Origin of the sequence: Marinicella rhabdoformis (genome assembly GCF_009671245.1) — a bacterium.
GTDB lineage: Bacteria > Pseudomonadota > Gammaproteobacteria > Xanthomonadales > Marinicellaceae > Marinicella > Marinicella rhabdoformis.
Genome location: NZ_VTFS01000005.1, coordinates 1 through 19244 on the forward strand (window position 1 = coordinate 1; position 19244 = coordinate 19244).

Genomic DNA, 19244 nt, shown 5'->3' on the forward strand with positions numbered 1-19244 from the left:
AAAGAGTAGCAAGCTTCATTAATGCTGGACTAACATCCTCAGGCTTATACCACGGAGAGCCTGAGTACTCTTCCCAATCTATTTTTTTGATTCTCTCAAGTACGCTCATACTTTCCAATGAAACTTAACAATTTATTAAACACACATCTTATACTATTAACAAAGGTGAAATGCTTCAATTTTGCTTATTATTTGGGCTTTTTAGTCAATAATTTAGCTTATACTCACAAATTTATAGATTTAATTCGCTTAAATCATGATAAATAAGCATACATGCGCCAATATCAGACATATTCTTGATAACAAGGCGCATACATGTACATGAAGTTGCTACACCAAGTGAGGGTGAAAATTAAATTCCTTCATAACAGTATTGAGTCACAAAAGCCCAGAAATCACCATGGTTTATACCCATGTGGTCAAAGAACTGAGCGAAAAGAACCAATTCAGTCCTCTAAATTATTTGTCATAATTAAAAAAATCGTTAAGCAAGGGCTCATTCAACTTGATGATTTTTATTACTTCGCCAGATTCTTCATAAGCGCTGTCATCTACCAAGAATGCTTGATCAGAACTGAATAACAGGGCGTAATAATTTGACTTTGTGTTCAGCAATAGGCCGCTGGCATCACACATCGCCGAACATTTAAAGTGCTTTGAAATTTTTTGAGTCCAATTCAAAATCAATGCCATGTCATTTTTCTGACTGACATACACAGAAAGTCCGTATTTTAGTGTAGTCGGTATGTCTTCATTCACTTGGTAGTGCATGATAGGCAGCGTGTTTGGTGCGTTCTCCCAACCGTTGATGCCATCATAAATCAAAAAGGCATCTTCACAAGGCAAGACCTCAATTAAAAATTGCTTGAGCTTTTCTTGACTGATGGGTTTGTCGAAAATGATGTCCATCAATAACGATAATGCCCAGTAATCTTGGCAGCGAACAGCATGTCATCAAGTTTCGGGCCTAAGCCGATGTTGTGGACAATCATGGGGTTGCCTGTTTGTGGGTGTTTTTTGTCTGTGACGATGCCGATGTGGGGCAAGTTATTCGGTAGCATCCATGTAACCAAATCGCCCGATTGATAGTCTTTGGCCTGATCGCTGATGGCTAAGGACTGACCTTTGCGAGTAAAGAATGCCCTTAAATTGGGTACCCGACGGTGGTCTATGTTGGTGTCTGTTTTTGACAGACCCCAAATGCGTTTTGAAGGGTAGGCATCAAAATTGGCTTTCATGTCTTCATGAACCAATTGTTGTAAATCGATACCCAATTTTCTGTATGAACGTATCACCACATCAGTACAAACGCCAATCTCTGCCGGCACATCGCCATTGGGATAGGCTATTGATACGTATTTTCCATCGTAGCGGACTTGGTGGTTGGTGCGTTCCAATGCGGCTTTAACAAGCAATTCTGAATCAGTTGCTGCATGGACTGTGCCAATCCAAATTAATATAAGCCATATCAACCAACCCTTCATAAGGCTCATCCTCGTGGCTTGGGGCTGATGTATTTTTCGCGTTTGATTTGTTGCACCGGCAGGCCTTTTTCTTTTAACAGGGCAAAAGCTTCGTCGACCATGTTGGGGTTTCCACAAAGGTAGGAAATGTCGGTTTCTGGGTCAAAGTTATGCCCGGCCAGATACTGTTGTACATAGCCCTGCTGGTCATTGGCTTTTGGCGTTTCGCGTTGTTTACGTGATAAACATGGGATGTAATGGAAATTACTTTCTGCATCGCTCATGGCTTGAAAATCGGTTTCATACAGCAGACCGGTTTCGTCTTGCGCGCCCATGATGACATAGACCTCTGAACCTTGTTCTAAACGTTCTTTAATGATGTTGAGCATCGCACGGTAGGGTGTGACACCTGTGCCTGTGGCAATCATGAAATAGCGCTGATGCCGTTCAGGTAGCAAACAAAAACGGCCGAATGGCCCGCTGGCTTCCAAGGTATCACCTGCTTTCATGCCAGATAAAGCACCTGTGGCCAAGCCACCCTCGACCCAAGAAACGGCCATGCTGATTTCTTTTTTGACCATTTTCTCTTGTTCAAAAATATCAGCAATAGAATAACTGCGGAAAGTTTCTTTGCCATCGGCTTGGGTGAAATGCAATCGGACAAATTGTCCTGCTTGGGCTTCAAAAGGCACATCTGATTCAACAGAAAAGCTGATGTGAACCGTGTTGTCATTCAATGCTTGGCTGCCTTGGTAGGTCAATGTCAGTGGCGTCATGGTCGAAGTAGGTTTTAAAGCTTCATTATCACGATGCGCCCCTAAAATGTAAATGGAATTGTAAATGGAATTGTAAATGCCTCTTGGCATTCAAACAGAATTACCAGATAATCCATCCATGAAACATATTTTGTTTGTCGACAGCACCTACCCCAAACCTTATGACTTTGACACCTTGGCTCAGCAGGCCATGGGCGGCACCGAGTCCAGTATTTTAAGGACCGCTGAAATTTTACAAAAACAAGGGCATCAAGTGGCCATTTGTCAGCATGCACGTAAACAAGTCGTCGAACAACAGCAGATAACTTTCCACAGTACAGCATCATGCCAAACCGAAACATTCGATCATGTGGTGGTCCTGCGTAAATTACCGCAACTGATTCAGTACCAACAGCATTTCCCACAAGCACAGTTTTATTTGTGGCTTCACACCTATAAAAACCGTGAGTTTGCACTCAAACGTTTGATTAAAACGTCCAAGCCATTCACTGTGATTGGCAATTCAAAAAACCATCAAAAACACCTCGACCAATGTTTACAAGCTGGTTGGTTAGGTAAGCTGTTTACCCTATGTCGAGCAAAGAACATACAAGTCAAGCATGCTTACAACCCCATCCCCAGTTTTTGGACTGAATTACAAACTACTGATAAAAACTTGAATCAAATCATGTTCATCTCGGCTCCAAACAAAGGTTTGACTCAGGTCTTGGCTTATTTTCAAAAGCTTAAACTGGCCTTACCTGATTTGAAATTGTTGGTGGCCAATCCAGGTTACAGGGAAGACTTTGATGAGCGCTCAGATGGCGTTGAATTTTTAGGCGCATTGCCCCAAAAGGTTTTACTTCAAAAAGTGGCGGAAAGCCTGTGTGTGTTTTACCCACAGACCAGTTTTGCTGAAACTTTTGGCCTGATTTTTGCCGAAGCGAATGCCGTAGGTACTGCGGTTTTAGCGCATGACATCGGTTCAGCCAAGGAAATTTTACACCCCAATAATGGATTGATAGATGGGCATGATATAAATGCCATTACTGAACAAATCAAATTGTGGCAGCAGCAATTACCTGATGTCAGTTACCGAAGCGAGTTTGATGAAGCTGCTGTTTACAAACAATGGCAAAACATTTTAGCTTTGCCCTAATCTTCAGCCTGAATTAGTCTTCAGCCTCAAAATTAAGCGACAAAGAATTCACACAATAACGCAAGCCTGTTTCGGTCGGTCCGTCATTGAAAACATGTCCTAAATGTCCTCCGCACTTAGCACAGACGATTTCCGTGCGGCGCATGCCATGAGAATCATCGAACACTTCTTTGATTTTTCCTGCTTCTATTTCTTGATCAAAGCTTGGCCAACCACAACCAGCATCAAATTTTGAACCGTCGGCAAACAACGCTTCACCACAGGATTTGCAGTGGTAAACACCTTTTTCAAAATGCAGGTTATACTTTCCAGTATGGGGTCGCTCTGTTCCTTTTTCTGCAATCACATGGTAACTGTCCGCATCCAGCTTTTGTTTCAATTTATCTTTGGTTTCTTGCTTCATAGTCATTTATGCCTCACTCTACCGTCACAGATTTAGCCAAATTTCGTGGCTGGTCCACATCGGTTCCACGCAATACCGCCACATGGTAAGACAACAATTGCAATGGTACATTGAATACGATGGGTGAAGTGAATGAGCCACTGGCATCCAATGTAATCACATGATTCACACGATCGCTCAAACCGTGATCGCTTTTGTGGTCAACAAATACATAGAGCTCTCCACCACGTGCTCGGACTTCTTCAATATTTGATTTGAGCTTTTCTAATAATTCATCATTAGGGCAAACGGCAATCACTGGCATTTTTTCATCGACTAATGCCAGCGGCCCATGTTTCAACTCGCCCGCAGGATAACCTTCGGCATGGATGTATGAAATTTCCTTTAATTTCAAAGCACCTTCCAGTGCTATAGGGTAATGTAAGCCTCTGCCCAAAAACAAGGCATTGTCTCTTTTGACAATTTGTTCAGCGATGCCTTTGATTTGATCACTCAATACCAAAGCTTGGTTTATGATGCCTGGCATGGTGCGAAGCTGTTTCACCAAGCGCTTGCGTTTGGCGGGGTCTTTGTCATGAATTTCCATCATTTTCAATGTGAACAAAGCCATCACTGCCAATTGCGTGGTCAATGCTTTTGTCGATGCGACGCCAATTTCAGGTCCTGCGTAGGTCAATAAACAAACATCACTTTCTCGGTCTAAGGTCGAGTTAGCGACATTACATACCGCATAAGTGGACAAATACCCAGTGGTTTGGGCATAGCGCAAGGCGGCCAATGAATCGGCCGTTTCACCTGATTGTGAAATGGTTAAGAACAAGCTGTTTTTGGGAACCACTGGATTCCTGTAGCGGTATTCACTGGCTATTTCAACTTGAGTGGGAATACCAGTAAAAGCCTCTAGCCAATAACGAGCGACCATACCTGCATGATAAGAGGTACCACAGGCAATGATGTGAATGTGTTCGACTTGTTGCAGTGTTTGTGCCATCTCTGGTGTGATGAATTCATCACTGACACGCCCACCCAACAGCCTGTCTGCTATGGTGTTGGCTACCGCTGTCGGTTGTTCATGAATTTCTTTCAGCATGTAATGGGCATAACCGTCTTTGCTCAAAGCATCGGCTGACATTTTTACCGTTTGTATTTCACGCGATACCTGTTGGTCATTGCCGTCATATATCACGTAATCATCAGCGGTTATTTCTACAATGTCACCTTCTTCTAAATAACAAAACTGGTCAGTCTCATTGATTAAGGCTTGAACATCTGAGGCGACAAAATTTTCTCCTTCACCCATGCCCAGAACCAAGGGGCTGCCTTTTCTGGCGGCAATGATACGGCCAGGTTCAGACATACACGTAATGGCTACTGCATAGGCACCATCCAATAAACGAATGGCTTTGTGGCTGGCTTGGGCAAAACTCAGCCCATCACTTTGGTAATCATGTATCAAGTGCACCAAGGTTTCTGTGTCGGTTTCTGATTTGAATTGATACCCTTTGGCAATCAATTGCTCTCGCAACGGTGCATAATTTTCAATGATGCCATTGTGTACCACGGCTATGGCGTTGTTTGAATCGTGTGGGTGGGCATTGGCCGAAGTGGGCTCTCCATGGGTGGCCCATCGGGTGTGTCCGATGCCGCTGTGACCTGAAACCGGTTCATCTGCCAACTGCGCTTTGAGCTTGGTTAACTTGCCGGCTTGTTTCTTGATGGTGATGCCATCGCCTTCTATCACCGCAATGCCTGCTGAATCATAACCACGGTATTCTAAAGTTTGTAAGCCATTGATGATGATGTCAACGACATTGCGCTTGGCGCTGGCTGCTACTATTCCACACATATTATATTTTCTTTGGTTTTTCCCAGTTTGAGATGGTTCTCAGTTTACTTCTTGATAAAGTCAGTTTGTTATCGGGCGCATCTTTGGTGATGGTAGAGCCTGCACCTATGGTGGCATTTTCACCAATGATCACTGGTGCGACCAACTGGCTGTCAGAACCTATAAAAGCACCGTCTTTGATGGTGGTTTTGAATTTATTCACACCATCGTAATTACAGGTGATGGTACCTGCACCAATGTTCACTTCCTTACCAATTTCAGCATCACCCAAATAACTCAAGTGACTGGCTTTGCTGTTTTGACCCATGGTTGTTTTCTTAGTTTCAACAAAATTGCCTATTTTGCAGCCTTCAGACAACACCGTACCTTGTCGCAATCGGGCAAAGGGGCCAATCTGACAAGCACCTGTGGTCGTCACACCTTCAAGCACAGAATGCGCTGCCACTTGTGTCCCAGCCACCAATTCGCAATCCTTAATCACTGAATGCGCTCCTAAGCGAACGCCATCTCCTAACATCACTTCACCTTCAATTAACACACCTTTGTCAACTACCACATCACGACCACAGCGCAGTTGACCACGAACATCTATAGATTCTGGGTTCATTAAACGCACACCATTTTTCATTAAATCAGTTCTGATTCGTTGTTGAAAAATGGCATCCAATTCCGCCAATTGAACCATGTCATTAGCCCCTTTAACCGCATCGGAATCAGCCAATACAGCCGCTTTAAATGACTGTTGACTTTCAGCAGCCAAGGCAATTACATCTGTCAGGTAATATTCACCTTGCTGGTTGTCATTGGACAATTGACTTAACCAGTTTTTCAATTTTTTTGCTGGTGCTTGGATGATGCCGGAATTGATTTCTTTGACTTGTTTTTCGGCCTCATTGGCATCTTTTTCTTCGACAATAGCAGTAACCCTTTCACCATCACGGATGATGCGACCATATCCTTTTGGATTTTCAAGAACTGCGGTCAAAACAAATTGGCTTGCGTCAATGTTAATTAAATCATTGAGTTGCACCAATGGCGCATCTCCATACAATACCAAAACTTGTTCATCATCTTTAAAAAAGGGTACTGCTTGTTGAACGGCATGCCCAGTACCGAGTTGTTCCTTTTGTTCAGCCCAATTGACCTGCTCTTCAGCTAAATGTGCCTGCAACTGCTCACCTTGGTGACCAAAAACCATCGTGATTTGAGATGGATTCATAGATTTTGCTAAGTTCAAGACATGATCCACCATGGCAACACCTGCCACGTGATGTAACACTTTCAGCTTATCTGAACGCATTCGGGTACCTGCACCAGCTGCTAAAATAACGACATGTAAGGAATTGTTCATCAAGTGACTCGGGTTAGTAAGGTTAAATAGGCGTATTAAATGGTTCAATACTAATTAAGTTTAGCTATTATAAGTCATTTATATTAAAAGCTAAACCACACTATTTTTTCAAAAAACCAGAAACAAAAAAGCCGACTCAAGGCCGGCTCTTTTGATCATTATGACTAACGTTTAACGTTTGAGGTTTTTCTTCAATTTAGCCACTGCACTGATTTGAGCCAATGCTTTGGCCAAATCTGCTTGTACCATAGCCAGATCTTGCTTTTTGTTGTTGTCTTTCAACAACCTTTCAGCTTCTTCTTTGGCTTGAATCGCAGCCGCTTCATCAATGTCATCAGCACGCACAGCAGTATCAGCCAAAACTGAAACCAAATTAGGCTGCACTTCCAAGATACCACCAGAAACATAAAAATGTTCTTCAGTACCATCGGCTTGGATGACACGAATTTCGCCTGGTTTCAACTGAGTAATCAAGGGTGTATGTTGCGCAGTTATACCCAACTCCCCTTCAATACCACTGGCCACAACCATGCTCGCAGAACCATTAAAAATGGCACTTTCTGCACTGACAATATCACACTGAATGTTTGACATAATTATTTACCTCAAGCCGCTTTGGCTTCCATTTTCTTCGCTTTTTCCAACACTTCATCAATGGTACCAGCCATGTAGAAAGCTTGCTCTGGAATGTGATCGTATTCACCTTCGATGATGCCTTTAAAACCACGGATGGTTTCAGTCAAAGACACATATGTACCTGGTGAACCGGTAAACACTTCAGCCACGAAGAAAGGTTGTGAAAAGAATTTCTCAACTTTACGTGCACGGTATACAGTTTGTCTGTCTTCTTCAGACAACTCATCCATACCCAAAATCGCAATGATGTCTTTCAACTCTTTATAACGTTGTAATGTATTTTGTACAGCACGCGTTACGTTGTAATGTTCTTCACCAACCATTAATGGATCTAATTGACGCGAAGTTGAATCTAATGGATCAACCGCTGGATAAATACCCAACTCAGCAATAGAACGAGACAGTACAACTGTGGCGTCCAAGTGAGCAAAGGTTGTCGCTGGCGATGGATCGGTCAAATCATCCGCAGGTACGTATACCGCTTGGATAGATGTAATAGAACCTTTCTTAGTAGAGGTAATACGCTCTTGTAATTTACCCATCTCTTCAGCCAATGTCGGTTGGTAACCTACCGCAGAAGGCATACGACCCAACAATGCAGATACCTCTGTACCCGCCAATGTATAACGGTAAATGTTATCAATAAACATCAAAACATCACGTCCTTCATCACGGAAATACTCAGCGATGGTCAAGCCTGTCAAGGCTACACGTAATCTGTTACCTGGGGGCTCATTCATCTGACCGTAAACCAAGGCCACTTTATCTAATACGTTAGACTCTTTCATCTCGTAGTAGAAATCGTTACCCTCACGAGTACGCTCACCCACACCAGCAAATACTGAGTAGCCTGAATGCTCAATCGCGATGTTACGGATCAATTCCATCATGTTTACGGTTTTACCTACACCGGCACCACCGAACAATCCAACTTTACCACCCTTAGCAAAAGGACAGCACAAATCGATCACTTTAATACCTGTTTCTAAGATCTCGTCACTGGCTGCTTGCTCATCATAAGCAGGCGCTTCACGATGGATTTCCCAACGCTCTTCTTCACCAATGTCACCACAGCGGTCGATTGGATCTCCCAATACGTCCATGATGCGACCTAACGTTTTTTCGCCTACTGGTACAGAAATGGCTTTGTTTGTGTTAACCACATCCAAACCACGTTTCAAACCGTCAGTAGAACCCAAAGCAATGGTTCTTACGACACCATCACCCAATTGTTGTTGTACTTCTAAAGTTGTACCTGTTTCATCAATTTTCAATGCATCGTACAATTTAGGCACTGCGCTGCGTGGAAACTCAACGTCAACCACCGCACCAATAATTTGTAATATTTTACCTGAACTCATATCTGACTTCTCCTATACAGCAGCTGCGCCGCTGACAATTTCTGAAATTTCTTGTGTAATGGCAGCTTGTCTGGCTTTGTTATAAACCAACTGCAATTCTTTAATCAAATCTGATGCGTTGTCAGATGCTGACTTCATCGCGACCATACGTGCCGCATGCTCTGAAGCCAAGTTCTCTAACACACCTTGGAACACCAATGATTCGATGTATCTGGTAATCAAATGATCTAATACGTCTTTGGCACTTGGCTCATATAAGTAGTCCCAATTGTCTTTGCGAGCTACATCTGAATCGTCAGCAGGTAAAGGCAACAATTGATCAACCATAGGCTTCTGTGTCATGGTATTAACAAAATCATTAAAGACCAAGTACAAGTGACTGATTTCGCCTGCTTCAAAAGCATCTAACATGACTTTGACAACACCAATTAATTTAATCAATTCTGGGTTATCTCCCAATGAACTGATGTTGGCTTTCAAATTCACGTCAACATTTTTAAAGAACGATGCCGCCTTGTTACCAATGGTCACGACATCAACAGCAGAACCTTTGTTTTGCCATTCTTGCATGTGACCGACACACTTTTTGAACAAACCAGAGTTCAAACCACCACATAAACCACGATCTGTTGAGATAATGATGTAACCCACACGATCGGCTTCGCCTTCATGTAAGAATGGGTGTTTGTACTCGGGCGTTGCTTCAGCCAAATGACCAATGATTTGTCTCACCTTACGTGCGTAAGGACGAGATGCATGCATTTGGTCTTGGGCTTTTTTGATCTTGCTCGCTGAAACCATTTCCAGTGCAGTCGTCACTTTACGTGTCGATTTTACACTTTTGATTTTAGTTACAATTTCGCTACCAACTGCCATAAGACTACCTTAATTTGCGTGTTTGATTAATGCTTTACCAGCTACCTGTTTTTTTGAATGCTTCAACACCAGCTTTCAATTGACTTTCTATATCGTCATTGAAGTTACCTGTAGCGTTGATGTCATTCATCAAGCCTGATTCGCTGTTGTTCATGTATTCAACCAATGAAGATTCGAAGCTACCAATTTTGTTCAAAGCAACGTCATCCATGAAACCACGATCAATGGCATACAAAGACACAGCCATTTCGGCCACACTCATAGGTGCATATTGCGCTTGTTTCATCAATTCAGTTACACGTTGACCACGTTCTAATTGTGCACGGGTGTTTTCATCCAAATCAGATGCGAACTGAGCAAAAGCTGCCAACTCACGGTACTGGGCCAGTGCCAATCGAACACCACCACCCAATTTCTTAATGATTTTGGTTTGTGCAGCACCACCTACACGAGATACTGACAAACCAGCATCAATCGCAGGACGAATACCTGAGTTAAACAAATCTGTACCCAAGAAAATCTGACCATCAGTAATAGAAATTACGTTGGTTGGTACGAAAGCTGATACGTCACCTGCTTGAGTTTCAATGATTGGCAATGCCGTCAATGAACCTGTTTTACCTTTTACTTCACCGTTTGTGAAACGCTCAACATAGTCAGCATTTACACGAGCAGCACGTTCTAATAAACGTGAATGTAAGTAAAATACGTCACCAGGATAGGCTTCACGGCCTGGGGGACGTTTCAACAACAATGACACTTGACGATACGCCCAAGCTTGCTTGGTCAAATCATCATAAATGATCAAGGCATCTTGACCACGGTCACGGTAGTATTCACCCATCGCACAACCGGCGTAAGGTGCAATGTATTGCATGGCAGCAGAATCAGAAGCAGTAGCCGCAACAATGATCGTGTGATCCATGGCGCCATGCTCTTCTAATTTACGAACCAAAGCAGACACAGATGAACGCTTTTGACCAACGGCAACATAAATACAAGTAATGCCTTTGCCTTTTTGGTTGATGATGGCATCCAATGCCACAGCTGTTTTACCAGTCTGTCTGTCACCAATAATCAACTCACGCTGACCACGACCAATCGGCACCATGGCATCGATTGATTTCAAACCTGTTTGTACAGGCTCGTCAACTGATTGACGATCAATTACACCAGGTGCAATTTTTTCAATCGGAGCTGTCAATTCAGCAGTGATCGGGCCGTTACCATCAATAGGCGTACCCAAAGAGTCAACAACACGACCAGTCAATTCAGGACCTACAGGCACTTCCAAAATACGACCAGTACATTTAGCAATGTCGCCTTCTGAAATGTGACCATAATCACCCAAAATTACCGCACCAACAGAATCTCTTTCAAGATTCAATGCCAATGCAAATGTGTTGCCAGGTAACTCAATCATTTCACCTTGCATCACATCGGCCAAACCGTGGATGCGTACAATACCGTCCTGGGCACTGACAATCGTACCTTCGGTACGGGCTTCAGATTGAACTTTAAAATCTTTAATGCGATCTTTAATCAGTTCGCTGATTTCTGATGGATTCAATGTCGTTTGCATTGGGATTCCTCGTTTTTAGTATTAAGCCTTTCGACTTAATTGGTTAATTTCGTCTTCATGCGATCAACTTTGCCACGCAAAGTACCATCGATGACCAAGTCGCCGCATACTATGCGAGCACCGCCAATCAACGATGCATCAATGTGTGCATTGATGCTGATCTTCTTACCGGTTTTTTTGCTGAGTGCTGCAATCAAAGCTTGCTGTTGTGCATCTGTCATCTCTACTGCAGTATAAACATCTACAGTTTGAGAAGCTTCATCTTCTTCTTTATAAAGGTGAAACAGTTGCGCCACTTGAGGCAATAAGCTCAAGCGATCATTAGCAGCCATCAAACGAATCAAGTTGGTGTATTCTTCTGTAGCAAACTCGCCACACAACAATTTAACCAATTCATCAACCAACACATTGGGTTGGTTGATGAATGACAAAATATCATCGTTTTCAGTCAAGCCACCAGCCACTGACAGGTCATTTGACCATTGCTCAACAACCGAAGCTGACTTAGCAAACTCATAGGCTGCTTTGGCATACGGACGAGCTAAAGTGACTCTTTCATTCATAATCAGATCTCTTTGATTAAGTCATCAAGCAAATCAGCATGTTTTGCTGCATCAACTTCTTTAGACAACAATTGCTCAGTACCAGCAACCGCCAAGCCTGCTACTTGCTTACGCAAGGCATCTTTGGCTCGGTTGGCTTCTTGCTCAATCTCTACTTTAGCAGCAGTGAGCTGACGCTCCTTTTCTGATAAAGCGTCTGATTTCGCTTGGTCTTTGATTTTGCTGGCCATTTGGCTTGCTTGATCTTTGATTTGACTGGCTTGCTCTTTGGCATCACCAACCACTTTATCTGCTTTGGCTTGTGCTTCTTCCAATTCCTTTTCAGCACGATTACCAGCGGCTAAGCCGTCAGCAATCTTTTTCTCGCGCTCGTCCATGGCGCCCAAAATTACCGGCCAGATGTACTTCATAGTAAACCAACACACAGCAAAGAAAGCCAGTGATTGGATTAAGATAGTTACATTTAAATTCATGTTTCGTACTCCGCCTTAAATTTCAAGAATTAACCACCAATTGCTTTCAATGCAGCAGGAACGAATGGGTTAGCGAAAGTAAAGAACAATGCCATACCAACAGCAATCATTGAAATCGCATCCAACAGACCCGCGATCAAAAACATCTTGCCTTGCAACATAGGTGCCAATTCAGGTTGACGAGCTGAAGCTTCCAATAAGCGACCACCCAACAAAGCAAAACCAATCGCAGTACCCAAAGCGGCCATACCCAAGATGATTGCAACAGCAATAACTGTCATGCCTTGAATGTCTGCCAATAATGCCAAATTTTCCATCGTTTTTCTCCGATATATTTATATAAAAATAAAAGTTTTAAAAATTAATGTGCGTCATGCACTTCATGCGCCATATTCAAATACACCAGCGACAACATCATGAAAATATATGCCTGCAAAGTGATAATTAAAATATGGAACACTGCCCACATAAAGGTTAATACAAATTGGGAAATACCCATAACAGGTCCGCCCAATGTTGTGAACAACTCGGTGACTGCGTAATCTAAAGTAAACACCGCAATCAACATAAAGATCAATTCGCCAGAATATAAGTTACCAAACAATCGCAAAGCCAATGATACGGGCTTAGCCAATGTCTCAACTATATTCAGCAACAAGTTAAATGGCGCAATCAAAGCCTGCGCAAACATGTTGTCAATAGCGAAAGGATGCGTTAATAACTCTTTCACATAACCCAAAGGTGATTTAATTACGATGCTGTAATAAAACACCAACAACATCACGCCCAAGGCCAAACCAAAGGTGATGTTTAAGTCAGTAGAAGGTACGACGCGCATGTATTCAATTCCAACAGCTTGGCCCAATGCAGGCAAAACATCTACAGGAATCAAATCCATGAAATTCATCAGGAACACCCAAACAAATATGGTCAAAGCCAATGGCGCAACCATTTTAGACTCGCCTTTAAAGGTGTCTTTGACTTGTTCATTGATAAAACCAATAATCAACTCAATAAAGTTTTGCATTTTGCCTGGCACATCAGAGGTTGCCTTTTTCGCGACGCTGCGGAACAGCAACACAAAAACCAAACCAGTGATTAAGGTATATACCAAGCTGTCCAAGTGTACCGTCCAAAAAGCACTACCAGGAACCAATTCATATGTATTGTTGTGCAAATGATGCTCAATGTAACCACCAATGCCTTTTACTTCACTTCCAGCCATTTAATTCTCTCATTTAAAAGCCGTTAACAAGGCCACCCAAAACGTCACAAAGGTGGCTATAAATCCAACAAACAAAGGTAAAATAAGCAGTTTGAGCATGACGATGGCCACATAAAACAATGCAGCAACTGTAACCATTTTGTAGGCCTCACCTTTCACCATGCGTGATTTTATCTCTCGTTCATCTCGAACGGGTGACAAAAACACCTTCAACGCAAATGCCAATGAACCCATGGTGCTGATGAATGCGCCAAATAGGGCGGCATACGCAGCAGACTGTCCAGAAACAAAGTAAAACACCAGTGCCACAACAGCACCCACCAACAATTGATGAAATGGTATTTTGAACACAGTCTTCTTAACGTCTTTAAAGGATAATTCAGCGGTCATTTTCTGCTCTGACAAACCTGTAAAATTCAGGCCTATCGGACCTGTCAAACTTTTTGCCTTTGCTAAAAGCGCGTGCATTATAATTGCAATATGTCGTTAAAGCAACGGTTTAACTACAAATTAGAACGCTTAGATGGCAGCTTGTCTCAGAACCGTCATATTTCTAATAACGCTGATTTCAAGGATTATATAAGCTAATCCGAATACCACTGCACCGCCCCGGATGATCGTTTGTTATACAAATTTCGCAATGATTGTAAATTTAACTGTTTATGAATGGACTTGGTAGTATAACCCGAATTACCCAACAATTGTTTTCTGACTGAATTCGGCCTGATTCGACAAACACCTTTGAAAAGCTTTATCAATTATGGCCACAAACCTCATGTATATTCTTTTTCATTGTGCCAACCTCAAGACTGACTTTGTTGTCCATCGTTAACAGCTTGACTGTCAAAAAACACCGCTAATATCTGTGCTAATTTTTGCAACACATCACTGGCATGATCTGGATGAAATTTTTGATCATCTTTACTACCAAAAGCCAACAAACCGTGTGCTGCTTTTGCACCAATAGGCAACACAATGGCAGATTGCGCAGCCGACTCATCACCAAACAAAGCTTTGAGCTTAACCGCTGGCAAACGTCCAGCCAAGGGTGCGTCATTATTATTGAAGCTGGCAAACAGTGTTTTTAACTGGGCTGAATGGTAATGTACACAAACCTCATCGTCACTTAATTTAATATCGCCCAAGTACAACTTAAAATAATCACTGGCAAAATCCTTTTGTATAAACCCCACCAATGCACTGACAAATTCTCCTTTAGGCGCGTTCATAGACAGGTCTGTAAGCAATTGGAACAGTCGATCCATCAATCCCTCAGATCGCTGGGCATTGGCAATCAATTGTTTCATTTGTTTTGCCAACTGCTGGTTCTTTGTTTGTAATTGGAGCATTTTTCGGTCCGCCAAACTGACCACATCACCTTGAGGATTACCAATAGTTAACTGCTGTAACAAACCAGGGTTGTTGATAAAAAATTCGGGATGTTCCTTTAAATAGTTAATCACCTCATGCTCAGTGACTTGTTTTGTGCTGTCGCTCATGACTTTATGTCTCCTTGATATACATGCCGTGCCGGACCAATCAGGCTGATTCTATCACGATTTACATCACAAACAATGGTCAAAGCACCTCCTGGCATTTCGACCTCAATGCGTTCAGTCATGCCATACAAAACATGGCCTGCCCAAGCAGCTGCACATGCGCCACTGCCACAGGCTTGTGTTTCACCCACACCTCGCTCATTGATTCTGATCCGCATCGCTGCATCAGACAACTGTGTCATCAATTCAATATTGACCCCTTCCGGAAAATAGGATGCGGCTTGTTTTGATAATTTAGCCCAATCGACTTGATTCAAATCAGCATGCTTTTTTACCCAATGTGGGTTACCGACATCAACCGCCACACCATCGCCTTTGTTTTCGACCTTAACTTTACCCTGTAAAGTAGCTTCTATTTCATCCTCATTCTCACAGTTAAGGGTGACTTCACCTCCCAGTCCATGCACCGACACCGGCCAACTGTTCCAACCACTCCTGAACAAATACAGTGCCAAGGCACGCTGGCCATTACCACATTGTTCAGCCTCTGTAGCATCTGCATTAAAAAAACGATAGTGCAACTGACCACCTGATTGATGCAAATAAATCAACTGATCAAAACCTACCCCAGTACGCCTGTCAGCCCATTTTTTTATCGACTCAACAGTGGGCACAGCAACGCCATCACGCCCATCAACCAGCATGAAGTCATTGCCCAAACCATGCAGTTTATGGAATATCATCTGTCTTGATCTCAGGGCGGGGCGACTCAGCTTTCATCTTGGCTTGTTTCTTACCTTCTTTCTTACCTTCTTTCTGGGCTTTGTTTTGAGGTTCTTTGGGAATGTACAAATCACCTTTGTTACCACAGGCACTCAGTGTAAATAACACGGCCATCATTGCAAAAGCAGGTAAACCACTGACTCTTTTGTTCATGTCTTGCTGTCTCAACAGATAAATTGGACATTATAATACCGCACCTTATAATATGCACATCATTCAATTCTTTAGATACCCATGTTAGATTTCATCACAACTAAAACAGGCAACAACCCCAAACTCTTGATCATTTGGCTACACGGATTGGGCGCTGACGGCCATGATTTTGAACCCGTGGTTCCGCAATTCAAGAACCCCAAGTTTGACATTGAGTTCATATTCCCCCACGCCCCAATTCAAGCCGTAACCATCAACGGTGGCATGAAAATGCGGTCGTGGTATGACATCAAGATGATGGACATTGGCAAAATGCCTGACGAGCAAGGCATCCGTGAATCAGAAAGCAGCGTGCTTGAATTGATTGAAGCACAAATAGCCAAAGGCTGGCAAGCTGACCAAATCATCTTGGCTGGCTTTTCACAAGGTGGTGCCATCACCCTTCACACTGCCACACGCACAAAACACAAATTGGCAGGTATTGTTGCTTTGTCATGCTACCTGCCCATCCAAGACAAATGGCCAAATGAACACACAGACACCAACAAAACCACACCGTGCTTTATCGGTCACGGCACACAAGACCCTGTGGTGCCTTTTGATTTGGGTAAAACTTCAGCCGAACAGTTAAAACAGTCAGGTTTCGATGTCAGCTGGCACAGCTACCCACTTCAACATGGCGTGTCCATGGATGAACTGGAAGACATCAAGCAATTCATCCTCAAGTTAGTCTAACTAATGAACAAAAGCCCAATAAAACGTCAACAGCAGTTATTCCAACAATGGAGTCAAAGCCGCAGTTCATTGAATCCGGCCGAACAAGCCGAACTGATGTCACTGGGCTTAGATGTGTTCAGACCGATAGAACCCATCAACAAAGAACAGATTCAGTCCGAAATAGACTTCAGCAACATCGAAACAGTCTTTTCCACAGTGTCCACACAAAAAAACGTTCAAGCAAACAGCACCTTGGTTGCTGAACACCAAAGTGCAGGTGTAGGACAAAGAGGTAAATCATGGTCAACACCACTTGGCTTATCAGCATGTTTATCGCAGCGCTTTGAACTGGACATTGGCCTGCAAAAAATGACCGGCTACCCACTGATCATCGCCTTGGCCTGCCTACAAAGCATCAAAACCTTCGACCCACAAGCGGCCGTCAGCATCAAATGGCCCAATGATTTGTATTGCTATGGCGTTAAATTTGCAGGCATTTTGACCGAAGTTCAACCCAAAAGCGAAAAGCAAACGGAAGTCACCCTAGGCATCGGCATCAACTGGCAGCTGGGACCACAGCATTTCGCTCAAATCGACCAGCCCGTGTGTAACATCCCACTCAACACCCGCGACGTCACCCGCAATGAATACATCATCACACTGCTGAAACAAATCCAAAACAACAACCAGCAGTTCATCAATCACGGCTTTGCTTCATTTGTTGAATCATGGCAAGCAAATGATGCACTCAACGGCCAACAACTCACTTTAAACACAGCTTCCGGTGCCTACCAAGGTGATTATGCTGGCATCAGTGACCAAGGAGAAATCCAACTCAACATCAACGGTGAATTGAAGCGCTTTGCCAGTGGTGAAGCACAAATACTCAAATCTTGAAACAGAGAAAAAACGGCCACCTGACACCACAGAACCGCCTCAGCGTCAGAAAAATGACAAATCAATTCTCTGCCTAAGCGCCTCCAGTTGTATAATTCAAATTTTATTGCCTGAGATTTGAACGCCGTGAGGTATGTTTTTTTGATTTTGTTGATGAGTAACATTGGCTTCTATGTTTGGAGCCAAAAGCTGAGCGCACCACAGAACAAAAGCTTCACAGCCACAGACCCAGGCATCATAAAACTGAAATTATTGAGCGAATTACCTAAAGCGCCCATCCGAACACTTGAACCTGCGCCAAAAAACACAGCAGCAACCACAGTGAATCAAATCTGTTATTCGGCCGGACCGTTTGACTCAGAAGCCAGCATTTTAGCGACTGAAGAGTTAATCACACCTTTGGTGCTGAAAACATCTGTGCGCAAACTGACCACCACACAAGAAGCTGGTTACTGGGTGTATTTACCCGCCATGCCAACACGGGCTGAAGCATTAGCCAAAGGACGTGAACTGGCCGCTGCCAAAGTCAAAGATTATTACGTCGTCACCGCAGGCAACCACGAAAACACCGTGTCGCTGGGCTTGTATCGAGAACAATACAACGCCGACAACCGCATCACCGAGCTGACACGCAAAGGGTTCGCAGTACAAAAAGAAGTGCGCATTGAACAATGGCCAGAATTTTGGCTTGACTACAGCATCACCGATGAACAACTGGGCGCCCTTCCAGAACTCGCAACTGACACCATCAGCAGCAACGAAGTCAGCTGTCAAAACAGCTGAAACATATATCAGCCCCAATAATATAGCCGCAAGCACCACAACACCCAATCGTCACGGCCTTCCCCAAACGTCATTGCGGCGAAGGCCGTAATCCAGTCTTTTGTGTCCTTACCAGCCTAACACTTTAAATTTTTTTCACTGGATACCGACCTGCGTCGGCATGACGCCATGGTTGTTTTAGGTTTACTCCGAATGGCACAGTAAACAAATATCAAAAAACAAACAATTTTCAGAAAAAACAAAAAAAGGATTGAACAAAGAAAATTATTTGCTATACTTCGCATCCTCGTTTCACACGAGACAAAAACATACGTGCCGACATAGCTCAGTTGGTAGAGCAACTGACTTGTAATCAGTAGGTCCCGAGTTCGACTCTTGGTGTCGGCACCAGTTTTTGATTCCCTTTATTACTCCCCACCATCACATCCACCAGAATTACCAGAACCAAAATCTTGGTATGCGCCATCTGAATAAGCATCATTATTGACGCTTGCTTGATGATTTTTACTTCCTGAAATACCAAAAATACTGTTGATTGAAAAGGCGCAACCGACAAATGGAACCAGCCAAGCCAACAAACCATGAACAACTTTAGTTCTGGTTCCAATGTCATGATCTTTGTATAAAAAGAACATGCTCACACTGGCCAATAACACATGCACTGAAATAGTGATTCCTAATATCCATAATGTTGCTTGATCCATAATTCAGCTCAATAA

23 protein-coding genes and 1 tRNA gene are annotated in these 19244 nt (G+C 43.2%); 5 read left to right on the forward strand and 19 right to left on the reverse strand.

Annotated elements, in window-relative coordinates:
- Positions 1 to 459: 459 nt before the first annotated feature.
- The 3 genes from FET73_RS11765 to FET73_RS11775 are packed head-to-tail and all read right to left on the reverse strand — an operon-like array spanning position 460 to position 2329.
- The gene (locus tag FET73_RS11765) at positions 460 to 909 is read right to left on the reverse strand and encodes a hypothetical protein (RefSeq protein ID WP_154224163.1); all 450 of its coding nucleotides are present in this window, start codon (positions 907 to 909) and stop codon (positions 460 to 462) included.
- Positions 909 to 1484 (reverse strand): DUF1287 domain-containing protein, encoded by a 576-nt coding sequence (locus tag FET73_RS11770; protein ID WP_154224164.1) that lies wholly within the window; start codon positions 1482 to 1484, stop codon positions 909 to 911. Before FET73_RS11770 ends, FET73_RS11765 begins: the two co-directional genes overlap by 1 nt.
- Before the next feature lie 5 nt (positions 1485 to 1489).
- Entirely contained in the window at positions 1490 to 2329 is an 840-nt protein-coding gene (locus tag FET73_RS11775; protein ID WP_218944322.1) for an FAD-binding oxidoreductase, read from the reverse strand.
- 28 nt (positions 2330 to 2357) lie between these two features.
- On the opposite strand from FET73_RS11775, the gene FET73_RS11780 reads away from it, so the two are divergent.
- Complete coding sequence (locus FET73_RS11780) at positions 2358 to 3377, forward strand: glycosyltransferase (protein ID WP_179952260.1); 1020 nt, start codon at positions 2358 to 2360, stop codon at positions 3375 to 3377.
- Between the two features lie 13 nt (positions 3378 to 3390).
- Here FET73_RS11780 and msrB read toward each other — a convergent pair whose 3' ends face one another.
- The 15 genes from msrB to lptM form a co-directional block, all read right to left on the reverse strand.
- Positions 3391 to 3786, reverse strand: coding sequence for a peptide-methionine (R)-S-oxide reductase MsrB (gene msrB / locus FET73_RS11785; protein ID WP_218944323.1), 396 nt, complete (start codon positions 3784 to 3786; stop codon positions 3391 to 3393).
- A 7-nt stretch (positions 3787 to 3793) separates the two neighbouring features.
- Entirely contained in the window at positions 3794 to 5626 is a 1833-nt protein-coding gene (gene glmS, locus FET73_RS11790; RefSeq protein WP_154224166.1) for a glutamine--fructose-6-phosphate transaminase (isomerizing), read from the reverse strand.
- A gap of 1 nt (position 5627) precedes the next feature.
- Positions 5628 to 6977, reverse strand: a complete 1350-nt coding sequence (gene glmU / locus FET73_RS11795) for a bifunctional UDP-N-acetylglucosamine diphosphorylase/glucosamine-1-phosphate N-acetyltransferase GlmU (RefSeq protein WP_154224167.1) — start codon at positions 6975 to 6977, stop codon at positions 5628 to 5630.
- 171 nt (positions 6978 to 7148) lie between these two features.
- Positions 7149 to 7571, reverse strand: coding sequence for a F0F1 ATP synthase subunit epsilon (locus FET73_RS11800; protein ID WP_154224168.1), 423 nt, complete (start codon positions 7569 to 7571; stop codon positions 7149 to 7151).
- 11 nt (positions 7572 to 7582) lie between these two features.
- Positions 7583 to 8974: a F0F1 ATP synthase subunit beta gene (atpD, locus tag FET73_RS11805; RefSeq protein WP_154224169.1), complete on the reverse strand. Its 1392-nt coding sequence runs from the start codon at positions 8972 to 8974 to the stop codon at positions 7583 to 7585.
- 12 nt (positions 8975 to 8986) lie between these two features.
- On the reverse strand, positions 8987 to 9850 hold the full coding sequence (atpG, locus tag FET73_RS11810; RefSeq protein WP_154224170.1) for a F0F1 ATP synthase subunit gamma: 864 nt from the start codon (positions 9848 to 9850) through the stop codon (positions 8987 to 8989).
- A 34-nt stretch (positions 9851 to 9884) separates the two neighbouring features.
- Positions 9885 to 11432, reverse strand: coding sequence for a F0F1 ATP synthase subunit alpha (gene atpA / locus FET73_RS11815; protein ID WP_154224171.1), 1548 nt, complete (start codon positions 11430 to 11432; stop codon positions 9885 to 9887).
- A 35-nt stretch (positions 11433 to 11467) separates the two neighbouring features.
- A complete protein-coding gene (locus tag FET73_RS11820; protein ID WP_154224172.1) occupies positions 11468 to 11995 on the reverse strand; it encodes a F0F1 ATP synthase subunit delta in 528 nt (175 codons plus the stop codon).
- Positions 11996 to 11997: 2 nt separating this feature from the next.
- Positions 11998 to 12468 carry a F0F1 ATP synthase subunit B gene (locus FET73_RS11825; RefSeq protein ID WP_154224173.1) on the reverse strand — a complete coding sequence of 157 codons (471 nt, stop codon included), beginning with the start codon at positions 12466 to 12468 and terminating at the stop codon, positions 11998 to 12000.
- 29 nt (positions 12469 to 12497) lie between these two features.
- The gene (atpE, locus tag FET73_RS11830; protein ID WP_154224174.1) at positions 12498 to 12785 is read right to left on the reverse strand and encodes a F0F1 ATP synthase subunit C; all 288 of its coding nucleotides are present in this window, start codon (positions 12783 to 12785) and stop codon (positions 12498 to 12500) included.
- Positions 12786 to 12829: 44 nt separating this feature from the next.
- Complete coding sequence (atpB, locus tag FET73_RS11835) at positions 12830 to 13693, reverse strand: F0F1 ATP synthase subunit A (protein ID WP_154224175.1); 864 nt, start codon at positions 13691 to 13693, stop codon at positions 12830 to 12832.
- Between the two features lie 9 nt (positions 13694 to 13702).
- Entirely contained in the window at positions 13703 to 14131 is a 429-nt protein-coding gene (locus tag FET73_RS11840; RefSeq protein WP_179952261.1) for an ATP synthase subunit I, read from the reverse strand.
- A 365-nt stretch (positions 14132 to 14496) separates the two neighbouring features.
- On the reverse strand, positions 14497 to 15192 hold the full coding sequence (locus tag FET73_RS11845) for a DUF484 family protein (RefSeq protein ID WP_154224177.1): 696 nt from the start codon (positions 15190 to 15192) through the stop codon (positions 14497 to 14499).
- The gene (gene dapF, locus FET73_RS11850; protein WP_154224178.1) at positions 15189 to 15935 is read right to left on the reverse strand and encodes a diaminopimelate epimerase; all 747 of its coding nucleotides are present in this window, start codon (positions 15933 to 15935) and stop codon (positions 15189 to 15191) included. The genes FET73_RS11845 and dapF overlap by 4 nt, the downstream gene beginning before the upstream one ends.
- Positions 15922 to 16128: an LPS translocon maturation chaperone LptM gene (gene lptM, locus FET73_RS11855; protein WP_154224179.1), complete on the reverse strand. Its 207-nt coding sequence runs from the start codon at positions 16126 to 16128 to the stop codon at positions 15922 to 15924. The genes dapF and lptM overlap by 14 nt, the downstream gene beginning before the upstream one ends.
- A gap of 81 nt (positions 16129 to 16209) precedes the next feature.
- On the opposite strand from lptM, the gene FET73_RS11860 reads away from it, so the two are divergent.
- The 4 genes from FET73_RS11860 to FET73_RS11875 all read left to right on the forward strand — a co-directional run bounded on the left by FET73_RS11860 (position 16210) and on the right by FET73_RS11875 (position 18915).
- Positions 16210 to 16863, forward strand: coding sequence for an alpha/beta hydrolase (locus tag FET73_RS11860; RefSeq protein WP_154224180.1), 654 nt, complete (start codon positions 16210 to 16212; stop codon positions 16861 to 16863).
- Between the two features lie 3 nt (positions 16864 to 16866).
- Positions 16867 to 17742, forward strand: a complete 876-nt coding sequence (locus tag FET73_RS11865; protein ID WP_154224181.1) for a biotin--[acetyl-CoA-carboxylase] ligase — start codon at positions 16867 to 16869, stop codon at positions 17740 to 17742.
- 153 nt (positions 17743 to 17895) lie between these two features.
- Positions 17896 to 18525, forward strand: a complete 630-nt coding sequence (locus FET73_RS11870) for a hypothetical protein (protein WP_154224182.1) — start codon at positions 17896 to 17898, stop codon at positions 18523 to 18525.
- Positions 18526 to 18839: 314 nt separating this feature from the next.
- Positions 18840 to 18915 (forward strand) — tRNA-Thr (locus FET73_RS11875).
- Positions 18916 to 18932: 17 nt separating this feature from the next.
- On the opposite strand, the gene FET73_RS11880 is transcribed toward FET73_RS11875, so the two are convergent.
- Positions 18933 to 19229 carry a hypothetical protein gene (locus FET73_RS11880; protein ID WP_154224183.1) on the reverse strand — a complete coding sequence of 99 codons (297 nt, stop codon included), beginning with the start codon at positions 19227 to 19229 and terminating at the stop codon, positions 18933 to 18935.
- Positions 19230 to 19244 lie beyond the last annotated feature (15 nt).

Excerpts from the sequence above, each read along its gene's own strand:
- FET73_RS11765 (WP_154224163.1), bottom strand. The coding sequence starts at position 909 with ATGGACATCATTTTCGACAAACCCATCAGTCAAGAAAAGCTCAAGCAA.
- FET73_RS11770 (WP_154224164.1), bottom strand. The coding sequence starts at position 1,484 with ATGAAGGGTTGGTTGATATGGCTTATATTAATTTGGATTGGCACAGTC.
- FET73_RS11775 (WP_218944322.1), bottom strand. The coding sequence starts at position 2,329 with ATGCCAAGAGGCATTTACAATTCCATTTACAATTCCATTTACATTTTA.
- FET73_RS11780 (WP_179952260.1), top strand. The coding sequence starts at position 2,358 with ATGAAACATATTTTGTTTGTCGACAGCACCTACCCCAAACCTTATGAC.
- msrB (WP_218944323.1), bottom strand. The coding sequence starts at position 3,786 with ATGACTATGAAGCAAGAAACCAAAGATAAATTGAAACAAAAGCTGGAT.
- glmS (WP_154224166.1), bottom strand. The coding sequence starts at position 5,626 with ATGTGTGGAATAGTAGCAGCCAGCGCCAAGCGCAATGTCGTTGACATC.
- glmU (WP_154224167.1), bottom strand. The coding sequence starts at position 6,977 with ATGAACAATTCCTTACATGTCGTTATTTTAGCAGCTGGTGCAGGTACC.
- FET73_RS11800 (WP_154224168.1), bottom strand. The coding sequence starts at position 7,571 with ATGTCAAACATTCAGTGTGATATTGTCAGTGCAGAAAGTGCCATTTTT.
- atpD (WP_154224169.1), bottom strand. The coding sequence starts at position 8,974 with ATGAGTTCAGGTAAAATATTACAAATTATTGGTGCGGTGGTTGACGTT.
- atpG (WP_154224170.1), bottom strand. The coding sequence starts at position 9,850 with ATGGCAGTTGGTAGCGAAATTGTAACTAAAATCAAAAGTGTAAAATCG.
- atpA (WP_154224171.1), bottom strand. The coding sequence starts at position 11,432 with ATGCAAACGACATTGAATCCATCAGAAATCAGCGAACTGATTAAAGAT.
- FET73_RS11820 (WP_154224172.1), bottom strand. The coding sequence starts at position 11,995 with ATGAATGAAAGAGTCACTTTAGCTCGTCCGTATGCCAAAGCAGCCTAT.
- FET73_RS11825 (WP_154224173.1), bottom strand. The coding sequence starts at position 12,468 with ATGAATTTAAATGTAACTATCTTAATCCAATCACTGGCTTTCTTTGCT.
- atpE (WP_154224174.1), bottom strand. The coding sequence starts at position 12,785 with ATGGAAAATTTGGCATTATTGGCAGACATTCAAGGCATGACAGTTATT.
- atpB (WP_154224175.1), bottom strand. The coding sequence starts at position 13,693 with ATGGCTGGAAGTGAAGTAAAAGGCATTGGTGGTTACATTGAGCATCAT.
- FET73_RS11845 (WP_154224177.1), bottom strand. The coding sequence starts at position 15,192 with ATGAGCGACAGCACAAAACAAGTCACTGAGCATGAGGTGATTAACTAT.
- dapF (WP_154224178.1), bottom strand. The coding sequence starts at position 15,935 with ATGATATTCCATAAACTGCATGGTTTGGGCAATGACTTCATGCTGGTT.
- lptM (WP_154224179.1), bottom strand. The coding sequence starts at position 16,128 with ATGAACAAAAGAGTCAGTGGTTTACCTGCTTTTGCAATGATGGCCGTG.
- FET73_RS11860 (WP_154224180.1), top strand. The coding sequence starts at position 16,210 with ATGTTAGATTTCATCACAACTAAAACAGGCAACAACCCCAAACTCTTG.
- FET73_RS11865 (WP_154224181.1), top strand. The coding sequence starts at position 16,867 with ATGAACAAAAGCCCAATAAAACGTCAACAGCAGTTATTCCAACAATGG.
- FET73_RS11870 (WP_154224182.1), top strand. The coding sequence starts at position 17,896 with ATGAGTAACATTGGCTTCTATGTTTGGAGCCAAAAGCTGAGCGCACCA.
- FET73_RS11880 (WP_154224183.1), bottom strand. The coding sequence starts at position 19,229 with ATGGATCAAGCAACATTATGGATATTAGGAATCACTATTTCAGTGCAT.